The 16,514-nt window shown below is 76.5% G+C and carries 11 protein-coding genes and 1 pseudogene; 6 read left to right on the forward strand and 6 right to left on the reverse strand.

The annotated features are described in order from the left end of the window. Positions 1 to 212: 212 nt before the first annotated feature. The 4 genes and pseudogenes from ETD96_RS08295 to ETD96_RS08310 all read left to right on the forward strand — a co-directional run. Entirely contained in the window at positions 213 to 1,652 is a 1,440-nt protein-coding gene (locus ETD96_RS08295; protein WP_240807381.1) for an FGGY-family carbohydrate kinase, read from the forward strand. 32 nt (positions 1,653 to 1,684) lie between these two features. Then, complete coding sequence (locus ETD96_RS08300) at positions 1,685 to 2,284, forward strand: histidine phosphatase family protein (RefSeq protein WP_138635703.1); 600 nt, start codon at positions 1,685 to 1,687, stop codon at positions 2,282 to 2,284. Between the two features lie 32 nt (positions 2,285 to 2,316). Further along, positions 2,317 to 3,270: an ornithine cyclodeaminase family protein gene (locus ETD96_RS08305; protein WP_138635704.1), complete on the forward strand. Its 954-nt coding sequence runs from the start codon at positions 2,317 to 2,319 to the stop codon at positions 3,268 to 3,270. A gap of 275 nt (positions 3,271 to 3,545) precedes the next feature. Continuing rightward, positions 3,546 to 4,070, forward strand: a pseudogene (locus tag ETD96_RS08310) (response regulator transcription factor); the annotation flags it as partial. Here the strand turns inward: ETD96_RS08310 and ETD96_RS08315 are convergent. The 4 genes from ETD96_RS08315 to lanKC all read right to left on the reverse strand — a co-directional run bounded on the left by ETD96_RS08315 (position 4,002) and on the right by lanKC (position 10,250). Then, on the reverse strand, positions 4,002 to 5,843 hold the full coding sequence (locus tag ETD96_RS08315; RefSeq protein ID WP_240807383.1) for an ATP-binding cassette domain-containing protein: 1,842 nt from the start codon (positions 5,841 to 5,843) through the stop codon (positions 4,002 to 4,004). The pseudogene ETD96_RS08310 and the gene ETD96_RS08315 sit on opposite strands and share 69 nt — an antisense overlap. Beyond that, positions 5,840 to 7,516 carry an ATP-binding cassette domain-containing protein gene (locus tag ETD96_RS08320; protein ID WP_205719164.1) on the reverse strand — a complete coding sequence of 559 codons (1,677 nt, stop codon included), beginning with the start codon at positions 7,514 to 7,516 and terminating at the stop codon, positions 5,840 to 5,842. The genes ETD96_RS08315 and ETD96_RS08320 overlap by 4 nt, the downstream gene beginning before the upstream one ends. Before the next feature lie 66 nt (positions 7,517 to 7,582). After that, entirely contained in the window at positions 7,583 to 7,690 is a 108-nt protein-coding gene (locus ETD96_RS08325; protein WP_138635706.1) for a SapB/AmfS family lanthipeptide, read from the reverse strand. 4 nt (positions 7,691 to 7,694) lie between these two features. Further along, positions 7,695 to 10,250, reverse strand: coding sequence for a class III lanthionine synthetase LanKC (lanKC, locus tag ETD96_RS08330; RefSeq protein WP_138635707.1), 2,556 nt, complete (start codon positions 10,248 to 10,250; stop codon positions 7,695 to 7,697). Between the two features lie 227 nt (positions 10,251 to 10,477). Here lanKC and ETD96_RS08335 point away from each other — a divergent pair, with 227 nt between their 5' ends. Together ETD96_RS08335 and ETD96_RS08340 are read left to right on the forward strand one after the other, a co-directional pair. Further along, positions 10,478 to 11,266 (forward strand): SDR family oxidoreductase, encoded by a 789-nt coding sequence (locus ETD96_RS08335; protein WP_138635708.1) that lies wholly within the window; start codon positions 10,478 to 10,480, stop codon positions 11,264 to 11,266. Further along, positions 11,263 to 12,327 (forward strand): NAD(P)H-dependent amine dehydrogenase family protein, encoded by a 1,065-nt coding sequence (locus tag ETD96_RS08340; protein ID WP_138635709.1) that lies wholly within the window; start codon positions 11,263 to 11,265, stop codon positions 12,325 to 12,327. Before ETD96_RS08335 ends, ETD96_RS08340 begins: the two co-directional genes overlap by 4 nt. A gap of 21 nt (positions 12,328 to 12,348) precedes the next feature. Here ETD96_RS08340 and ETD96_RS08345 read toward each other — a convergent pair whose 3' ends face one another. Together ETD96_RS08345 and ETD96_RS47500 are read right to left on the reverse strand one after the other, a co-directional pair. After that, a complete protein-coding gene (locus tag ETD96_RS08345; protein WP_138635710.1) occupies positions 12,349 to 13,179 on the reverse strand; it encodes a nitroreductase/quinone reductase family protein in 831 nt (276 codons plus the stop codon). Between the two features lie 325 nt (positions 13,180 to 13,504). Further along, positions 13,505 to 16,453, reverse strand: a complete 2,949-nt coding sequence (locus tag ETD96_RS47500; protein WP_138635711.1) for a helix-turn-helix transcriptional regulator — start codon at positions 16,451 to 16,453, stop codon at positions 13,505 to 13,507. Between the last annotated feature and the right edge of the window lie 61 nt (positions 16,454 to 16,514).

A 16,514-nucleotide genomic window follows, 5' to 3' on the forward strand; every position in this document is an offset into this window, starting at 1 on the left:
CGTCCGTGATCTTAACAACCATCACCTCAGGTCGATCGAGCTTGTCGCACCGGAACCCGCCACGTCAACCCCGTCTCGGTGTCCCCGTAGCCCCATTGGAGCGATAACAAGGGGTTGTTACGATGCTCTGGCGCTATAAGTTAACATCCCAGAACGATAAAACTAGGGGGAGTGCTGTGCGAACTGGCGCGTCCGGACCGGTGTGGGTCGGCGTGGACGTCGGAACCCAGGGGGTGCGGGCGCTCGCCGTCACCGCCGACGGCCGGGTGGCGGGCCGCGGGTCGGCCCCCCTCGCCGGGCGGCGCGACGGCGCGCGGCACGAGCAGCGGCCCGCCGACTGGTGGACGGCCGTCACCCTCGCCCTCCGGGAGGCGCTGCGCGACCGGCCCCCGGAGGCGGTGCGGGGCGTGGCGGTGTGCTCCACCTCCGGCACCATGCTCCTCACCGACCGGGACGGGCGTCCGCTGACCGGCGGGCTCATGTACGACGACGCGCGGGCGTCCGCCGAGGCCCGCCGCGCGCAGGAGGCGGGCGCCGAGCTGTGGGAGCGGCTCGGGCACCGCATCCAGCCGTCCTGGGCGCTGGCGAAGGTGCTCTGGCTGGCGGGCACGCGGCCCGGCGGCCTCGCCGGCGCCCGCCTCGCCCACCAGGCCGACCTGGTCACCTCCCGGCTGGTCGGGGCGCCGGTCGCCACCGACTCCAGCCACGCGCTCAAGACCGGCTACGACCTCCTCGGTGAGCGGTGGCCGCGCGACCTGCACGACCGGCTCGGGCTGCCCGCCGCCCTGTTCCCCGAGGTCGTCCGGCCCGGGACGGTGCTCGGCGAGGTCGGGGCGCGGGCCGCCGCGGAGACCGGGCTGGCCGCGGGCACGCCGGTGGTCGCGGGCATGACCGACGGGTGCGCCGCGCAGCTCGGCTCGGGCGCGCTGCAGGTCGGCCGGTGGAACTCGGTGCTCGGCACCACCCTGGTCCTCAAGGGCGTGTCGGACGCGCCCGTCCGCGACCCGGCCGGGGTCATGTACAGCCACCGCGCGCCGGACGGGGCCTGGCTGCCCGGCGGCGCGTCCAGCGTGGGCGGCGGCGTCCTCGCGGGCGTCGCGGACCTGCCCCGGCTGGACGCCCTGGCCGCCCGCCACGAGCCGTCGAGCGCGGTCGCCTACCCGCTGGTCTCGCCCGGCGAGCGGTTCCCGTTCCTCGCGCCGCAGGCGGAGGGCTTCATGCTCGGCACGCCCCGCGACGAGGGCGACCGGCACGCGGCCCTCCTCCAGGGCGTCGCGCTGGTCGAGCGGCTGGCGCTGGCCTACGTGCGCGGGCTCGGCGCCGCCGTGGAGGGGCCGGTGACCTTCACCGGGGGTGCGGTGCGCAGCGACTACTGGAGCCGGCTCCGCGCGGACGTCCTCGGCCGCCCGGCCCGGATCCCCGAGCACGCCGACGCCGCGCTCGGCATGGCGGTCCTCGCCGCCTACGGCACCGAGCCGGGGCGCTCGCCGGCCGAGGTCGCCGAGTCGATGGTGCGGATCCGCACGGTCGTCGAGCCGCGCCCCGGCGTGGCCGAGCGCTTCGCCGTCCCGTTCCGGCGGCTCGTCGACGAACTGGAGCGCCGCGGCTGGCTACCCTCCGAGGCGGCCGCCCACGCACGGGAGCACGGGTAGCGGACATGGGGCAGAGCATGGGGGAGAAGAGCGTGAGCACCACCTTGTACGTCGTCCGGCACGGCGAGACCGAGTGGCACGCGGAGAACCGGTACGCGGGCGTCAGCGACGTCGGGCTCACCGACACGGGCCGGGAGCAGGCCGAGCGGCTCGGCCGGTGGGCGGCCGGAGCCGGCGTGGACGTCGTGTGGGCCTCGCCGCTGCGCCGGGCGCGGGCGACGGCGGCCCCGGCGGCGGCCGCCCTCGGGCGGACGCTCGCGATAGACGGCGACCTGGCCGAGGTGGACTTCGGCGCCGCCGAGGGCCGCACCCTGGCCGAGCTGGCGCCGGCGGAGGTGGCGGCCTTCCGCGCCGACCCGGTGCGGGGGGCGTTCCCGGGAGCCGAGGACCCGCGCAAGGCCGTCGAGCGCGGGACGGCGGTGCTGCGCCGCATCGCCGCCCGGCACTCGGGCGAGCGGGTCCTCGTGGTCACCCACAACACGCTGCTGCGGCTGACGCTGTGCGGGCTGCTCGGCATCGCGCCGTCCGCGTACCGCACGGTGTTCCCGCAGGTCCGCAACTGCGCGGTGACCGAGCTGCGGGTGACCGGCGGCACCGCGGCCCTCATGGCCTACAACGTGCCCACCGGGTAGCCACGCCGGGTCGGGAACGGGAAGATGGTCCGGTGACGCTCCTTTTGACCCGTTCGGACCTCGAAGCGCTGCTCGACCCCGCCGCGTGCCTCGACGCGCTGCGCCGCGGCTTCACCGCCGCCTCGGACGGGACGCCCGCGCACCGGACGGTCGCGAAGCTGCCGGGCCAGGGCACCGCGACGGCGCTGCTGCCGGGCCTGGTCCAGGACATCCCCGCCTACACGGTGAAGGTCAACGCCAAGTTCCCCGGCAGCCGCCCCGCGCTGCGCGGCGTCGTCTGCCTGCACGACCTCGGCACGGGCGAGCTGCTGGCGCAGCTGGACTCGGCCACCGTGACCGCGTGGCGCACCGGCCTCGCCGCCGCGCTCGGCACCCACGCGCTGGCCCGCCCGGACGCCGGCACTGTCGCGGTCATCGGCGCGGGGGCGCAGTCCGAGCTGGTCATGCGCGGCCTGGCGGAGCTGCGGGAGGTGAGCGGCCTCACCGTGTGCGACCTGGACGCCGGCCGCGCCGCCGCCTTCGCCGAGCGGCACGGCGCCCGGCTCGGCGTGCCGGCGGGCGTCGCCGCCGACCCGCGCGACGCCGTCCGGGACGCCGGGATCGTCGTCATGGCGACCTGGGCGCGCCGCCCCCTCCTGCACGCCGCCGACGTGGCGCGCGGCACCCACCTCACCTCGCTCGGCGCGGACGAGCCGGGCAAGGCCGAGCTGGGCGCCGACCTGCTGGAGGGCGCCCGGGTGGTCGTCGACGACGTCCCGCTCGCGGTCGAGATGGGCGTGCTCGCCGGTGCGGGCCTCGACGTCAAGCACGCCGCCGGGACGCTCCGCGACCTGCTGCGCGGCGAGGTGCCCGGCCGGGTGAGGCGCGGCGAGGTCACCGTGTACGCGCCGGTCGGGCTGCCCTGGCAGGACCTCGCGCTGAGCTGGTCGGCCTACCGCGCGGCCCGCGCCGCCGGCGCCGGCGTGGAGTTCGACTTCCTCCACTGATCAGGTGTGCGGCGGAGATTTCGCGGAATAGACCACCGTGGAATGCTCTATCCGCTTCTATCCGGTTCTTTACAATGACGCCATGAATAGTGTTGACTCCACTCGGTTAGAACCTGGCCGCCTTCCGTCAAGGTGACTCGATGGAACCTCTTTTTCGCGCTGTCCGTATACCCCGATTACCCGCGCGGCCCCCTCCGCGCACGGCGACTTCGAATGGCGTTCAGTAATGACGTTTTTCCAGGGCCACTGTGGGTGGCTGGCCAATGGAGACGAAAATGATTCGGATTCTTCTCGCCGAGGGGGCACCCCTCCTCCGCGGCGGGCTGGTCGCGATGTTCGAAGGGGTGAGGGACCTCGACGTCGTCGCCGCGATCGGCTGCGGCGACCAGGTCCTGCGCACCGCGCGCAGTCAGCGGCCCGACGTCGCCCTCATCGACGTCGGGCTCCCCGGACTGGACGGCTTCACCGCGGCCCGCGCGCTCCGCGAGGCCGTCCCCGAATGCAGCACCGTCCTGCTGGCCGGCCGCCGCCGCACCGGCGACCTGCGGCGCACGGTGGCGGCGCGCGCGTCCGGCCTGGTGCTGAAGAGCACCTCGCCCGGCGACCTGGTGGACGCGATCCGGCGGGCGGCGGGAGGCGCCCGCGTCATCGACCCCGACATGGCCTTCACCGAACTGGGCTCCGCGCAGAGCCCGCTCACCGAGCGCGAGATCGAGGTGCTCGCGCTCGCCTCACGCGGCGCCTCCGCCGCGCAGATCGCCGAGGACCTCGTCCTGACGATCGGCACCGTCCGCAACCACCTGTCCCGCATCAACCGCAAGATCGGCGCCCAGAACCGGGTGCAGGCCATCCGGATCGCCGAGGAGGCCGGATGGCTGTGAGCCCGCCTCCCACCGCCCGATGAGGTCCCGGTAGAGCGGGCACACGGCGGGCAGGTCGGCGTGCCGGCCGAGGTACGGGCGGGTCCCGTCCAGGACGAGGACGCGGCGCGCGCGCACGGCGGAACTGATCCGATGGGCGATCACGATCAGTGTGCCGCCGCGCCGCGCGAACGCCTCCTCCGCCCGTGCCTCGGCGGCGGCGTCCAGCCGGGAGGCGGCCTCGTCCAGGATGACGAGCGGCTGCGGCGCGAGGTAGGCCCGGCACAGCGCGACGAGCTGCCGGTCCGCCTCCGCCAGCGCGCCCGGCTCCAGCCGCGCGCCGAGGCCGCCGAGGTCCCGGACGAGCCCCGCGGCGCCGAGCGCGTCCACCGCCCGGCCGACCTCCTCCGGCCCGGCCTCCGGCACGTAGTAGGCGAGGTTGTCGTGCAGGGTGCCGCTGAACACGTACGCCTCCTGCGGGATCAGCACCCGCCCGGCCGGATCGCCCGCCGGCCGCCCCGCCACGAGCACCTCGCCCTCGCCGGGCACGGCGAGGCCCGCGATCAGCGCCGCCAGCGTCGACTTCCCGATCCCGCTCGGCCCCACCACCGCCAGGTGGTCGCCCTGCGGCACGACCAGGTCGAGGCCCTCGATCACCGGCCGCGCGCCGGGCCCGTAGGCGAACGTCACCCCGCGCAGCTCCACCGCGGGCGCCCCGGCGACGGCCGGGGCGCGCGGCGGCTCCACCGCCTCGGGCGCGCTCGTCTCCAGGATGCGCCCGAGCGTCACCGCCAGCCGCAGCCCGCTGCCGCCCATGCCCTGCACGAGCGTCCGCAGCGCGGGCTGGAGCCCGTGCAGGACGTACGTCAGCGCGCCGATGACCGTCCCCGGCGTGGCCCCGCGCCGCATCAGCCACGGCGCCGCCGCCAGGACGAGCAGCAGCGGCAGCCATCCGCTCACCGCCAGGGACACCGCCCGCAGCGCCGCGAACCGCGCCACCGCGCGCCCGGCCGCCGCCTGCGCCTCCACCGCCGCGCCGAGCTCCGCCTCCAGCGCCTCCTCGCCGCCGCACGCCACGGCGTCCCGCAGCCCCTCGGCCAGCGCCGCCGTCCGCTCGGCGATGTCCTCCTCGCCGACCACGAGCGCCCGCTGCCGGACGGCCGCCGCCCCGAACAGCGCCCCGAACAGGACCAACCCCAGCACCAGCGGCGGCAGCACCAGGAGCACCACCTCCGGCATCATCGCCAGCAGCCCGAGCAGCGCCGCGCCCGCCGAGAACACGAACCCGCGCGCCACGACGAGCAGCCCGCCGAACGTGTCCCGGACGATCTCCACCTGGTGCGTGAGCCGCGCCACCGCCCCGGTGTCGGGCCGCCCCCGCAGCGACCGGTGCAGCGCCCCGGCCGTGACGCGCCGCACCAGGTCGTCCCGGAACGGCTCCACGATCGCCGCCAGCGCCGGGTACAGCCGCCGGCTCCCGACCGCGCCCGCGCAGGCCGCCGCCGCGAGCATGCCGAGCCACGCCAGGGCGTCGCGGGTCCGGCCCGTCCGGAACGCGTCGACCGCCTGCCCGACGGCCAGCCCGAACAGCGCCGTCGGCGCCACCTCGACCACCGACCACGCGCAGGCCCGCGCCACCGCCCGCCGCCGCGCCCGGAGCACCTCCCCGACCGTCCTCCACAGGACCCGCGCCGCCTTCCGCCCGCCGTTCACCGCGACTCCTCGGGGGCGGTGAAGACGGCGCGGTAGTCGGGGTCGCGCCAGAGGTCGGCGTGCGGGGCCAGGGCGCGGAGGCGGCCGTCGTCCAGCCAGGCGACCAGGTCGGCGCGGGCGGCGGTGGACCCGCGCTGCGCGATGATCAGGCGGGTGCGGCCGGCGAAGCGGGTCAGGACGGCGTCGGTGATCTCCATCTCGGTGACGGTGTCGAGGCTGGAGGTGGCGTCGTCCAGGACGAGGACGCGGCCCGCGTGCGCGAACGCGCGGGCGAGGCCCATGCGCTGCAGCTCGCCGCCCGACATCGGCGCGTCCGCGAGGGGCGTGGCGTAGCCGGCGGGCAGGCGGCGGATGAAGCCGTCGGCGCGCGCGGCCCGCGCGGACTCGCGCAGCCACGCGTCCGGCGGGCGGGACGGGCCGAACGCGAGCGCGTCCCCGACCGTCGCGCCGAACAGCGCGGGCCGGGCGAACGCGTAGCCGATCTCGCGCCGCAGCGCGGACCGGCTGAGGCGGGGGAGCGGCACGCCGTCCAGCAGGACCTCGCCCCGGTCGGGGTCGGCGAGGCGCCCGGCGAGCGCGGCGAGGCCGGAGCCGGCGCGGCCGACGACGGCCACGGCCCGGCCGCCGGGGACGGTGAGGTCGAGGCCGTCCAGCGCGCCGCGCGCGGTGACGCCGCGGAACTCCAGGCGGCCGGGGCCGGGCGGCGCGCACTCCGGGCCGTGCGCGGGCGCGGGCAGCGCCAGGATCTCGGCGGCGCGGCGTGCGCCGGCGCGGGCGCGGGCGAGCCGCAGCACCTGGGTGAGGACGGGCCCGAACCCGGCGGCGAGCCCCGCGTACTGGACGGCCGCGACCAGCTCGCCCGGCGTGATGCGGCCCGCCGCCAGTTCCGCACCGGCGGCGCCGACCGCAGCGATCTGGAGCAGCAGCAGCGCCAGCAGGCCCCGCGCGGCGACCCCGCCCTGGACGCGCCACATCGTCTCGCCCTCGGCGCGGAGCCGGGGAAGGGGGGCCAGGATGCGCGCCGCCTCCCGCCCGGCGGTGCCGGCGGCGGCGATGGTGCGGGCGCCGCCGAGCGCCTCGGCGAGGCGGCCCGCGATCGTGCCCTGCACGGCCAGGTAGCGGGTCGCGGACGCGGTGATGCCGCGGACGAACGCCCGCATCAGCAGCGCCACCGCCGGCAGCGCGGCCCCGACCGCGGCCGCGAGGCGCCAGTCGATGAGGGCGAGCGCGGCGAGCGCGCCGGCGGCGGGCAGCAGCCCGGCGGCGGCCTCGGGCGCGGCGGCGGGCGCGACCCCCGCCTCGGCGGCGCCGCCGACCGCCCGTCCCGCCACGTCGCCCGGCGGGACGCGCAGCGCCGGCCCGACGGCGAGCAGGTGCCGGACGAGGGCGTGCCGGATCCAGGCCGTCGCGCGGGCGGCGGCACTGCCGGCCGCCAGCTCCGACAGCACCTCGGCGGCGGCGGACACCGCGACGAGCGCGGCGCACGGCCACAGCGCGGCGGTCGCGGGGGGACCGCCGGGCGGGACCGCGTCGACGGCGCGGGCCAGCGCGAACGGCAGCAGCAGCGCCGCCGCCGCGTCCGCCAGCGCCGCCGCCGCGACGAGCGCCGTCCAGCCGCGGGCGCGCCCGGCGGCGCGCAGCAGCAGCCGGTCCGGGCCGGGGGATGCGGTCATGGTCGCCTCCATGCCGAGGGCGGCCACGGCCCCCCGAGGGAGGGGGTCCGTGGCCGCCGGCGGCCGTCACAGGCAGATGGTCACGCTGTGCGAGCTGTGGCAGAGCAGGCTGAGGCTGCTGTTACCGCCGCCGCCGTTCTCGCTCACCATTCCCTGAAGGTCGAGAAGCGCCATGTCTTCACCTCCTTTCGGGCTGGGTAGAGGTGGCCACCGCGGGGGTCCCCGCGAGGGGTCGGTGGGCCGTTCCGAGGAACGGCAGCCCGGCCGGCGGCGCGTGCAGGGCCGCGCCGAGCGCGAGCAGCACGCCGGCGGTCCCGGTCGCCAGGTCCATCGACAGCCGGTACATGTGCTCGCCGGGCATCGCCAGGCCGCCGCCGTAGGGGAGGGCGTGCCAGGCCAGGTCGCGGACGTGCCCCGCCACGCGCGGGTCGTCGCGGTCGCGCCGGGCCAGGTAGAGCAGCATCCCGGCGCGCCCGCTGAACAGGCTCGGCTGCGCGTAGTAGCGCGACATCGCGGCGACGCGGACGGCGCGCCGGGCCGTCTCGAACTCCTCGTCCGGGCGGTGCGCGAGGTACTCGTCCAGGACGAGGCCGATGCCGACGCTGCCGCGCGCGAGGTAGGGCAGCACCCGGCTGCCCTGGTCGACGTGCAGCGCGCCGTTGCGGTCGGTGACGCAGGCGGCGAGGTCGCGGCGCAGCGCGGCGGCGGCGAGGTCCAGCAGCGCGGGGTCGCCCGCGCGCTCGTACGCCCGGACGAGCATCAGCGCCGCGCCCGCGCCGCCGTGCATGAGGCCGGGCCGGGGGCTGCGCCCGTCCGGTGCCCGTTCCGCGACGATCGCGAGCGCGCGGCGGGCGGCGTCGCGCAGGTCCGCGTCGTCGGTCGCGCCGGCCAGGTCGTCGAGGACGAGCGCGAACCCGGGCAGCCCGCCGTAGAGGTCGTCGCCGAGCCGCTCCCATTTCTCGTTCAGGCAGTGGTCGACGGCGGCGCGCGCGGCGTCCGCGTGGCCGAGGCCGGCCAGCACGTGGGCGGCGCCCATCAGCCCGTCGTACAGGCCGAGCCCGGTGCCGCGCCGTGGGTCGGCGGCACGCTCGGCCAGCCATTCCTCGTGCGCCGGGTAGCGGCCCGCGCCCGTCGCGTCCAGCGCGTACAGGACGCCGGCGGCGCCGTGCGCCAGCCCGAGGGACGCTCCGGAGAACTGCTCCACGTCACCGGGGAACAGCCGGTCGGGGCGGTCGGGCGTGGCACTCGCCAGGACGGCCCGCGACAGCGCCTCCCGGGCGCGGTCCCAGCCGGGCGCGTCCGGGACGAACGCGGGCGCCGGCGCCGGCTCGACGTCCCGCGCGATCTCCGCGACCGCCTCGTCCAGCCACGCGCGCGGCACCGGGAAGTTCTCGGCGATCATGTCGGCGAGCTGCCGCGCCTTGCCCCGGTCGATGACGAACAGCGTGGTCAGCGGGACGAACAGGGCCAGCCGCAGGCACGCCAGGCTGTACCGGTCGACGGCGGTGCCGCGCCGGTCGGGCGGGGCGAGGAACGCCGGGTTGGCGAGCGTCTGCCGGCCGCCGGCGGACGCGGGCGCCGCCGTCTCGAAGTCGATCAGCGCGACCGAGTCGTCCGGGCGGACCATCACGTTGAACATGTGCAGGTCGTTGAAGGCGACGCCGCGCTCGTGGATCGCGTTCAGCACGCGTTCCACTCCCGCGTGGACGCGCAGCGCCCACGCCGTGTACTCGGCGGTCCGGGCCGGATCCGGGTCGGGATCGAGCATCGGATGCCGTTCGGCGAAGAACGTGTTGAGGGTGCGCCCCTCGATGAACTCCTGGACGAGGAAATGGTGCTCGCCGAGCGCGAACCAGTCGAGCGCCGCGGGCACCCCGTCGATTCCGCCGAGTTTCCGGAGGACGTCGCGTTCGCGTTCCAGCCGGGTGACCGCGTCGGCGCCGTCGGCGGCGAGCCCGGCGTGCGGGCGCCCTTCCTTGAGGACGACCTTCGCGCCGCTGCGGGTGTCCACCGCCTGGTAGACGCCGCCGCCGTTGGAGAAATGCAGCGCCTTTTCGATGCGGTACGGAAGGTCGGTCGTCGTGGTGGCGCCGCGCGCCTTGAGGTGCGGTTCCAGACAGGCCGGCAGGCGCACCCATTCGGGGACGGTGAACACGGGCTCGCGCCGGTCGGGCACCAGCTCCCCGGCGCCGTTCTCCAGCGCGGGCACGAGCCTGCCCTGCTCGTCCAGGCACCGCCGCTCGGCGAACCCGCCGTACCGCACGTGCAGGGGGCCGGCCCCGATGCGCAGGTCACTGAGGATGTAGGGGCCGGGCAGGCCGTCCACCAGGGCGCCGAGCCCGGCCAGCACGCGCTCCAGTTCGCGCTCGTCCTCGGGGTAGACCGTGACGAGTTTCCCGCTGGCGCCGCGCGGCGCGTACTTGGCGTTCCGCGTCCGCAGCGTCGCCGGGCCGCGCAGGTGCTTGAACTCGACGCCGGCCCCGACGCAGTACTCCCACGTCCGGGAAAGGACATCCCCGGCGCTTTCCGCGCAGCCGCTCACATGGACTTTCCAGCCCTGCGCCGGAGTGCGCTGGACGGGCGGGACGTAAACGACCCATTCGTCGCCGAAGATCTGCTCCCAGCCGTCCGGAAGGGGGCGGTGGGCGATGTCGAAATCGGTTTTCCGGGTGACCGGGGGAGCGTCGTAGAACACCTCGTCCGCGAGGCAGTAAAGCTCGTACCCCTTGTCCACGCCAGGATTTCCTTCCGCCCGGGCCCGCCGTCGGCGCGCGCTGTGAAAAAGAATGGCAAGGCGGCGGCGCGGCGCCTAGTACCGGAAATAACGAATGACCCGTGAAGATCTACCGGCCGCCGGCACGCGCCCGTCACCGGACCGCCGCGCGGACGGCGTATTGAAACACGTTCTACTTTCTGCGTAGGCTGTGCCCGCAGCGACGCGACGGCCCGGAGGTGACGCCGGTGATCGGTGACAGGTTCCGCATCGACGGCCGGGCGGCGGTCGTCACCGGCGCGGGCCGCGGCATCGGCGCGGCCACCGCGGTCGCGCTCGCCGAGGCCGGCGCCGACGTGGCGGTCTCCGCCCGCACCGAGGAGCAGCTCCGCGAGGTCGCCGCGCGGATCGAGGCGGCGGGGCGCCGCGCGCTGGTCGTCCCCGCAGACCTCAGCGACCCCGACACCGCCGCGGACCTCGCCGGACGCGCCGCCGCGGAGTTCGGCCGCCTCGACATCGTGGTGAACAACATGGGCGGCGCCATGCCCGCCCCCTTCATGGACACCAAGCCCCGGCACCTGGAGAAGGCGTTCCGCTTCAACGTCGCGACCGCGCACGCGCTGACCCGCGCCGCCGTCCCGCACCTCCTGGAGTCCGAGGGCGGCAGCGTCGTCAACATCTCCTCCGCCGTCGGGCGCATCGCCGGCCGCGGCTACCTCGCCTACGGCAGCGCCAAGGCCGCGCTCGCCCACTACACCCGGCTCGCCGCGTTCGACCTGGCGCCGCGCGTCCGCGTCAACGCGATCGCCGTCGGCTCCGTCGCGACGTCCGCGCTCGACATCGTCATGACCGACGACGGGCTGCGCGCCGAGATGGAGCGCATGACCCCGCTGCGCCGCGTCGGCGACCCCGAGGACGTCGCCGCCGCCGTCCTCTACCTCGCCTCGCCCGCCTCCGCCTACGTCACCGGCAGCGTGCTGCGCGTGGACGGCGGCATCGACACCCCCAACCTCGACCTCCACCTGGAGGACCTGTGACCCACCGCGTCGTCCTCTGGAGCACCGGCAACGTCGGCCGGCACGCCATCGCCGGCATCGACGCCCGCCCCGACCTCGAACTCGCGGGCGTCTGGACGTCCACCCCCGCCAAGGAGGGCCGGGACGCGGGCGAGCTCGCGGGCCTCGGCCGCGACCTCGGCGTCACCGCCACCGGCGACGCCGACGCGCTGCTCGCCCTGCGCCCCGACTGCGTCGTCTACACCTCGATGGCCGACGTCCGGCTGATGGAGGCGATCGACGACCTGTGCCGCATCCTGCGCGCCGGCGTCAATGTCGTGTCAAGCAGCCCGGTTTTCCTGCAGTTCCCGGACGGTGTCGTCCCGGCCGAGATGTCCGACCCGGTGCGGGCGGCCGCCGCCGCGGGCAACGCCTCGATCTTCGTCAACGGCATCGACCCCGGCTTCGCCAACGACGTGCTGCCGCTCGCCGTCACCGGCATCAGCGAGCGCATCGACCAGGTCCGCTGCATGGAGATCCTCAACTACGCCACCTACGACCAGGGCACGGTCCTGTTCGACATCATGGGCTTCGGCCGCTCCCTGGACGAGACGCCGATGCTGCTCCAGCCCGGCGTCCTGACGATGGCGTGGGGGAGCGTCGTCCGGCAGCTCGCCGCCGGCCTCGGCGTCGAGCTGGACGGGATCGCCGAGAGCCACACCCGGCTGCCCGCCCCCGACGCGTTCGACGTCTCCGCCGGGACGATCGCGAAGGGCACCGCCGCCGCGCTGCGCTTCGAGGTGCGCGGCATGCGCGGCGGCGACGCCGTCGTCGTGCTGGAGCACGTCACCCGGCTCCGCGACGACCTCGCCCCGGACTGGCCGCAGCCGTCCGGGGCGGGCTGCTACCGGGTCGAGGTCCGCGGCGAGCCGGACTACACCGTCGACCTGCGGCTGCTCGGCACGGACGGCGACCACAACACCGCCGGGCTGAAGGCGACCGCGATGCGGCTCGTCAACGCCGTCCCCGCCGTCGTCGCGGCGCCCCCCGGCCTGCTCACCGCGCTCGACCTGCCGCTGATCCCCGGCCGCGGCCTGCTCTAGCCGGCGCGCGGGCCGCCCGGCCTAGAGGCCGATCGCGTCGAGCACCGGCACGAGCTGCTCCTCCTCCCGGTCGAGGTGCGCCTCCAGCGCGGCGGTGAGCCGCTCGACCTCGGCGAGGAGCGTGGCCGGGTCGCCGCCGTCGAGGGCGCGGCGCAGCTCCGCCAGCAGTCCCTTGATCGCCTCGTGCTCGCCGCCCAGCCGCGCCAGCACCGGCGCGAGCTCCGGATGCCGCCGCGCCACGAGCGGGAACATCTGCTGGTCCTCGCCCATGTGGTGGTTGCCGAGGCCCTCGCACAGGGTCAGGCAGTTGATCCGCAGCTGCGCCCCGACACCGGCCGTCCCGGACGCGGCGACCTCCCCGCGGATCAGCCGGAGCTCGCGCCGGAACGCGTCGTGCACCGCGATGAGCATCGCGCTCGGCGTCGCGGGCCCGCCGGGCGGTCCGGCGGCAAGCGGGACGAGGGCGACGACGGGCAGCGTCCGCCCCGACTTCGCCTCGTACTCGCCCCACCCGGGATCGGACTCGACGGCCCGCGCGAACGCGGCGTCGCGCTCGGCCCCCGCCAGGACGACGGCGTCCGCCTCGTAGGTGAAGGCGCCGCTCTCGACCGTGACGCGCGGGTGCGCGACCAGGTTGCGGAACCACGCCGGGTGCTCCGGCGCGCCCCCGGCGGAGGCGATGACGAGGACGCGGCCGCCCTCGTCCGGCAGGTAGCCGAGCGGTGTCGTGCGCCGCAGGCCCGACCGGGCCCCGGTGGTGGTCAGCAGGAGGAGCCGCCCGTCCTCGAACATCCCGCCGACCCGGCCGCCGCCCGCGCGGAACTCCTCGATGACCTGCCTGTTGAAATCCATGTGTCTCCTGAATCTGTTTTCGGGCATGGCGAATCGGCCATGGAAACGCCGTGCGCCATGGCTGGAAGAATGGTGGATGAAGGCATGCCGAAGGCACGGGCATGCCCGTTGACGTCACGCGACGCGCGTGCGGAGGAAGAAGAGGAAACGCGAAGAGCGGAGGCGGGCCGCGTGCCCGCGCCGGCCTCACTCGGAGGCCGGGAACCTCACTCGCTCGTGGCCAATGGCCGACCCGGCAGTCACGAATCGCACATTACCGCCACCGTCAATGCGGTGCAAGATCGACCGAATCCGGGTCCGCGGCGAAATTCGAAGAGGCGCCGGGTCACAGCCCTTCGCGGTGGGCGACGGCGGCGGCCTGGGTGCGGCTCGTGACGTCCAGCTTCGCGAGGATGTTGGAGACGTGCACGCTCGCGGTCTTCGGCGAGATGAACAGCGCCGCCGCGATCTCCCGGTTGTTGCGGCCCTCGGCGACGAGCTTCAGCACCTCGCGCTCGCGGGCGGTGAGGGCCGCCAGCGGCCCGGACGCCGCGGCCGCCGCCGGGCGGCCCGGGTCCAGCCGGGCGCGGGCGCCGAGGTCGCGCAGCGCCGCGAGCAGCGGCCGCGCCTCCAGGCGCTCGGCGGTCGCGACGGCCTTGCGCCACTGCGCGGCGGCGGCCTCCCGGTCGCCGTTCTCGGCCAGCGCCTCCGCCAGCCGCCAGCGGGACCGCGCCACCTCGTAGACGAAGCCGCCGTCGGGGTCGCCGTAGGTGAACAGGTCGGCGGACTCGCGCCACAGCGCGGCGTCGTGGACGCCGTCCACGCGGCGGCGCTCGGCCTCGGCGCGCGCCACCCACGCCCGGCCCTCGAACCCGAGCCAGTGCCGGCGCTCGCCCTCCTCGGTGAACTCGGCGGCCCGCCGCGCCCGCCGCAGCAGCTCGTCGCCGGCCTCCGCCGCCCGCCGGACGGCCGCGGCGTCGCCGGCGGCGCGGGCCCGCGCCGCCAGCTCGGCGTGGGCCCACAGCCCCGTCGCGGCGATGCGGATGAACGGCGCGCCGGCGCCGTAGAGCGTGGGCGAGATGGCGTCGACATGGGCGAGGACGGCCTGCGGGTCGTCCCGCCACAGGGCGTGCTCGGCGGCGAGGCCGCGCCCGATGTAGTTGGCGAGCTGGTCCTCGTGCCACAGTGGAGCGATCCAGCGCAGCCGCTCGTCGACGACCGGCAGCCCCTGCGCGACCTCGATGAACAGCGCGTACGCCGAGACCTGCGCCTCGTGCGGCCGGACGACCTGGAGCGGGAAGCCGGCCGCGATCCGGCCCGCCTCCGCCCAGTCCCCGGTCGTGTAGCGGACGAGGTACCGCAGGGTCCGCAGGGCGCTGCCGAACATGCTCCACTCGACGCCGCTGTCCAGCACGACCCGGACGCCCTCGTCGGTCGCCGCCGCGGCGCCCGCGAGGTCGCCGCGGTCGAACTTCGTCCGGGCGTACTGGAACCGGGCGCGCAGCGCCGCCTGCGGGCTGTCCCCGGCGGTGTCGGCGAGGTCGCGGGCCCGCGCGAACAGCTCGGCGACGCCGCTGTCGGCCTCGCGCGACTCCCGGTAGAGACCGAGCGTGACCAGCAGCGCGGCCTCGGCGCCGGGCGTGCCGGCCTCGCGCGCGTACGCGGCGGCCTTCTCCGCCAGCTCGGGCATCTCGCCGTCCGGGTCCAGGTAGAGCAGCGTCCGGGCGTAGGTGGCGAGGGCCCAGGCGCGATCGGTGCTCGGCGGGTCGGGGGGCAGCATCCGCACCGCCTCCCGCGCCATCGCCCGCCCCTCCGCCAGCTCGTCGAGGTCGACCATGTACCCCGCGAGGTGCTCGCGGATCACCGAGCCGAGGGCGGGGTCGGCCGGGTCGGCGGCGTCCAGGAGCCGGCGCAGCCGGTTCGCCGCCCGCCGCACCTCGCCGGCCCGCGCGGACGCCTGCGCCGCGACCAGCGACAGCCGGACCCGGTCGGTGCCGGCGGCCTCCGCCGGGCCGGGCACGGCCTCCCACAGCTCCAGCGCCCGCTCGTAGTGCTCGAACGCCTCGGCGGGCGCGCCGAGCCGGTCGGCCTCCCGGCCCGCCCGGACCGACGCGGCGAACGCGGCCGGCAGGTCGTGCGCGGCGAGGCTGTGGTGGGCCAGCTCCGCCGCCGAGCCGCGCGTCCCGTCCGGGAGGCCGGCGAGGAGGCGGGCGAAGTCGGCGTGCAGCCGGGTCCGCTCGCCCGGCAGCAGGTCGGCGTAGACGGCCTCGCGCAGCAGCGCGTGCCGGAACGTGTACCCCGTCCCGGACGGGACGAGCAGCTGGTGGGACACGACCTCGCGCAGCGCCTCGCCGGCCGCCGCCTCGTCCAGCCCGGACACCCGCCGCACCAGCTCGTCGTCGACCCGCCGGCCCGCCACCGCCGCGACCCGCACGACCCGCTGCCCGGCCTCCGACAGCCGCTCCACCCGCGACAGCAGCAGGTCGGCGAGGCCGGACGGCAGCTCCGCCGCCGCGTTCCGCAGGTCGGACCCGGCCGAGTACAGCTCGCCCGCGTAGAACGGGTTGCCCTCCGAGCGCCGGTGGACCCGGTCCACGACCTCGGCGGCCACCGGCGCGGACCCGCGCGACAGCTCCGCGAGGTAGTCGGCGGTCTCGCCCGGCCCGAACGGCGGCACCTCGATGCCGGTCACGTTCGGCAGCCGCAGCAGCTCCGCCACCACCGGCCGCAGCGGATGCCGCCGGTGCAGGTCGTCCGACCGGTAGGTGCCGACGAGGCAGACCCGCTCGCGCTGCAGGACGCGGCTGAGGAACGTCAGCAGGTGCCGGGTGGACCGGTCGGCCCAGTGCAGGTCTTCGAGGACGAGCAGGACGGGCCGGTCCCGCCCCAGCTCGCCGAGCAGCCCGAGCACCGCCCCGAACAGCCGCTGCTGGCCGAGCTCCGACACGGCGCCGGGGTCGCCGTCGCCGTCCGGCATCAGGCTCCGCAGCACCGGCCGGGCGTCGAGCGCCGCGCGGACCTGCTCGGACTCCGCGGTGCCCGGCTGCGCGGCCGTCCACAGCGCGTCCGCGAGCGGCAGGTACGGCATGCTCTCGCCCAGCTCGGCGCACTGCCCGAGGAGCACGGTGCAGCCGTCGGCCCGCGCCGACCGGACCAGTGCCGACACCAGGTGCGTCTTGCCCACGCCCGCGTCGCCGCTGACCAGCACCACGCCGGCGCTGCCCGCGGCCGCCCGCGCCAGCGCGGCGGTCAGCTCCGCGAGCTCCGCCGCCCGGCCGATCAGCACCCCGTTCATGCCGTCGAGTATTCCAGCGGTCCGGACGTGCACGGGCCCCGGTTCCGGGGAGGGACACCGG

The organism is Actinomadura geliboluensis (genome assembly GCF_005889745.1).
Classification (GTDB): Bacteria; Actinomycetota; Actinomycetes; order Streptosporangiales; family Streptosporangiaceae; genus Spirillospora; species Spirillospora geliboluensis.

Excerpts from the sequence above, each read along its gene's own strand:
- ETD96_RS08320 (WP_205719164.1), bottom strand. The coding sequence starts at position 7,516 with ATGACCGCATCCCCCGGCCCGGACCGGCTGCTGCTGCGCGCCGCCGGG.
- ETD96_RS08325 (WP_138635706.1), bottom strand. The coding sequence starts at position 7,690 with ATGGCGCTTCTCGACCTTCAGGGAATGGTGAGCGAGAACGGCGGCGGC.
- ETD96_RS08345 (WP_138635710.1), bottom strand. The coding sequence starts at position 13,179 with ATGGATTTCAACAGGCAGGTCATCGAGGAGTTCCGCGCGGGCGGCGGC.
- ETD96_RS47500 (WP_138635711.1), bottom strand. The coding sequence starts at position 16,453 with ATGAACGGGGTGCTGATCGGCCGGGCGGCGGAGCTCGCGGAGCTGACC.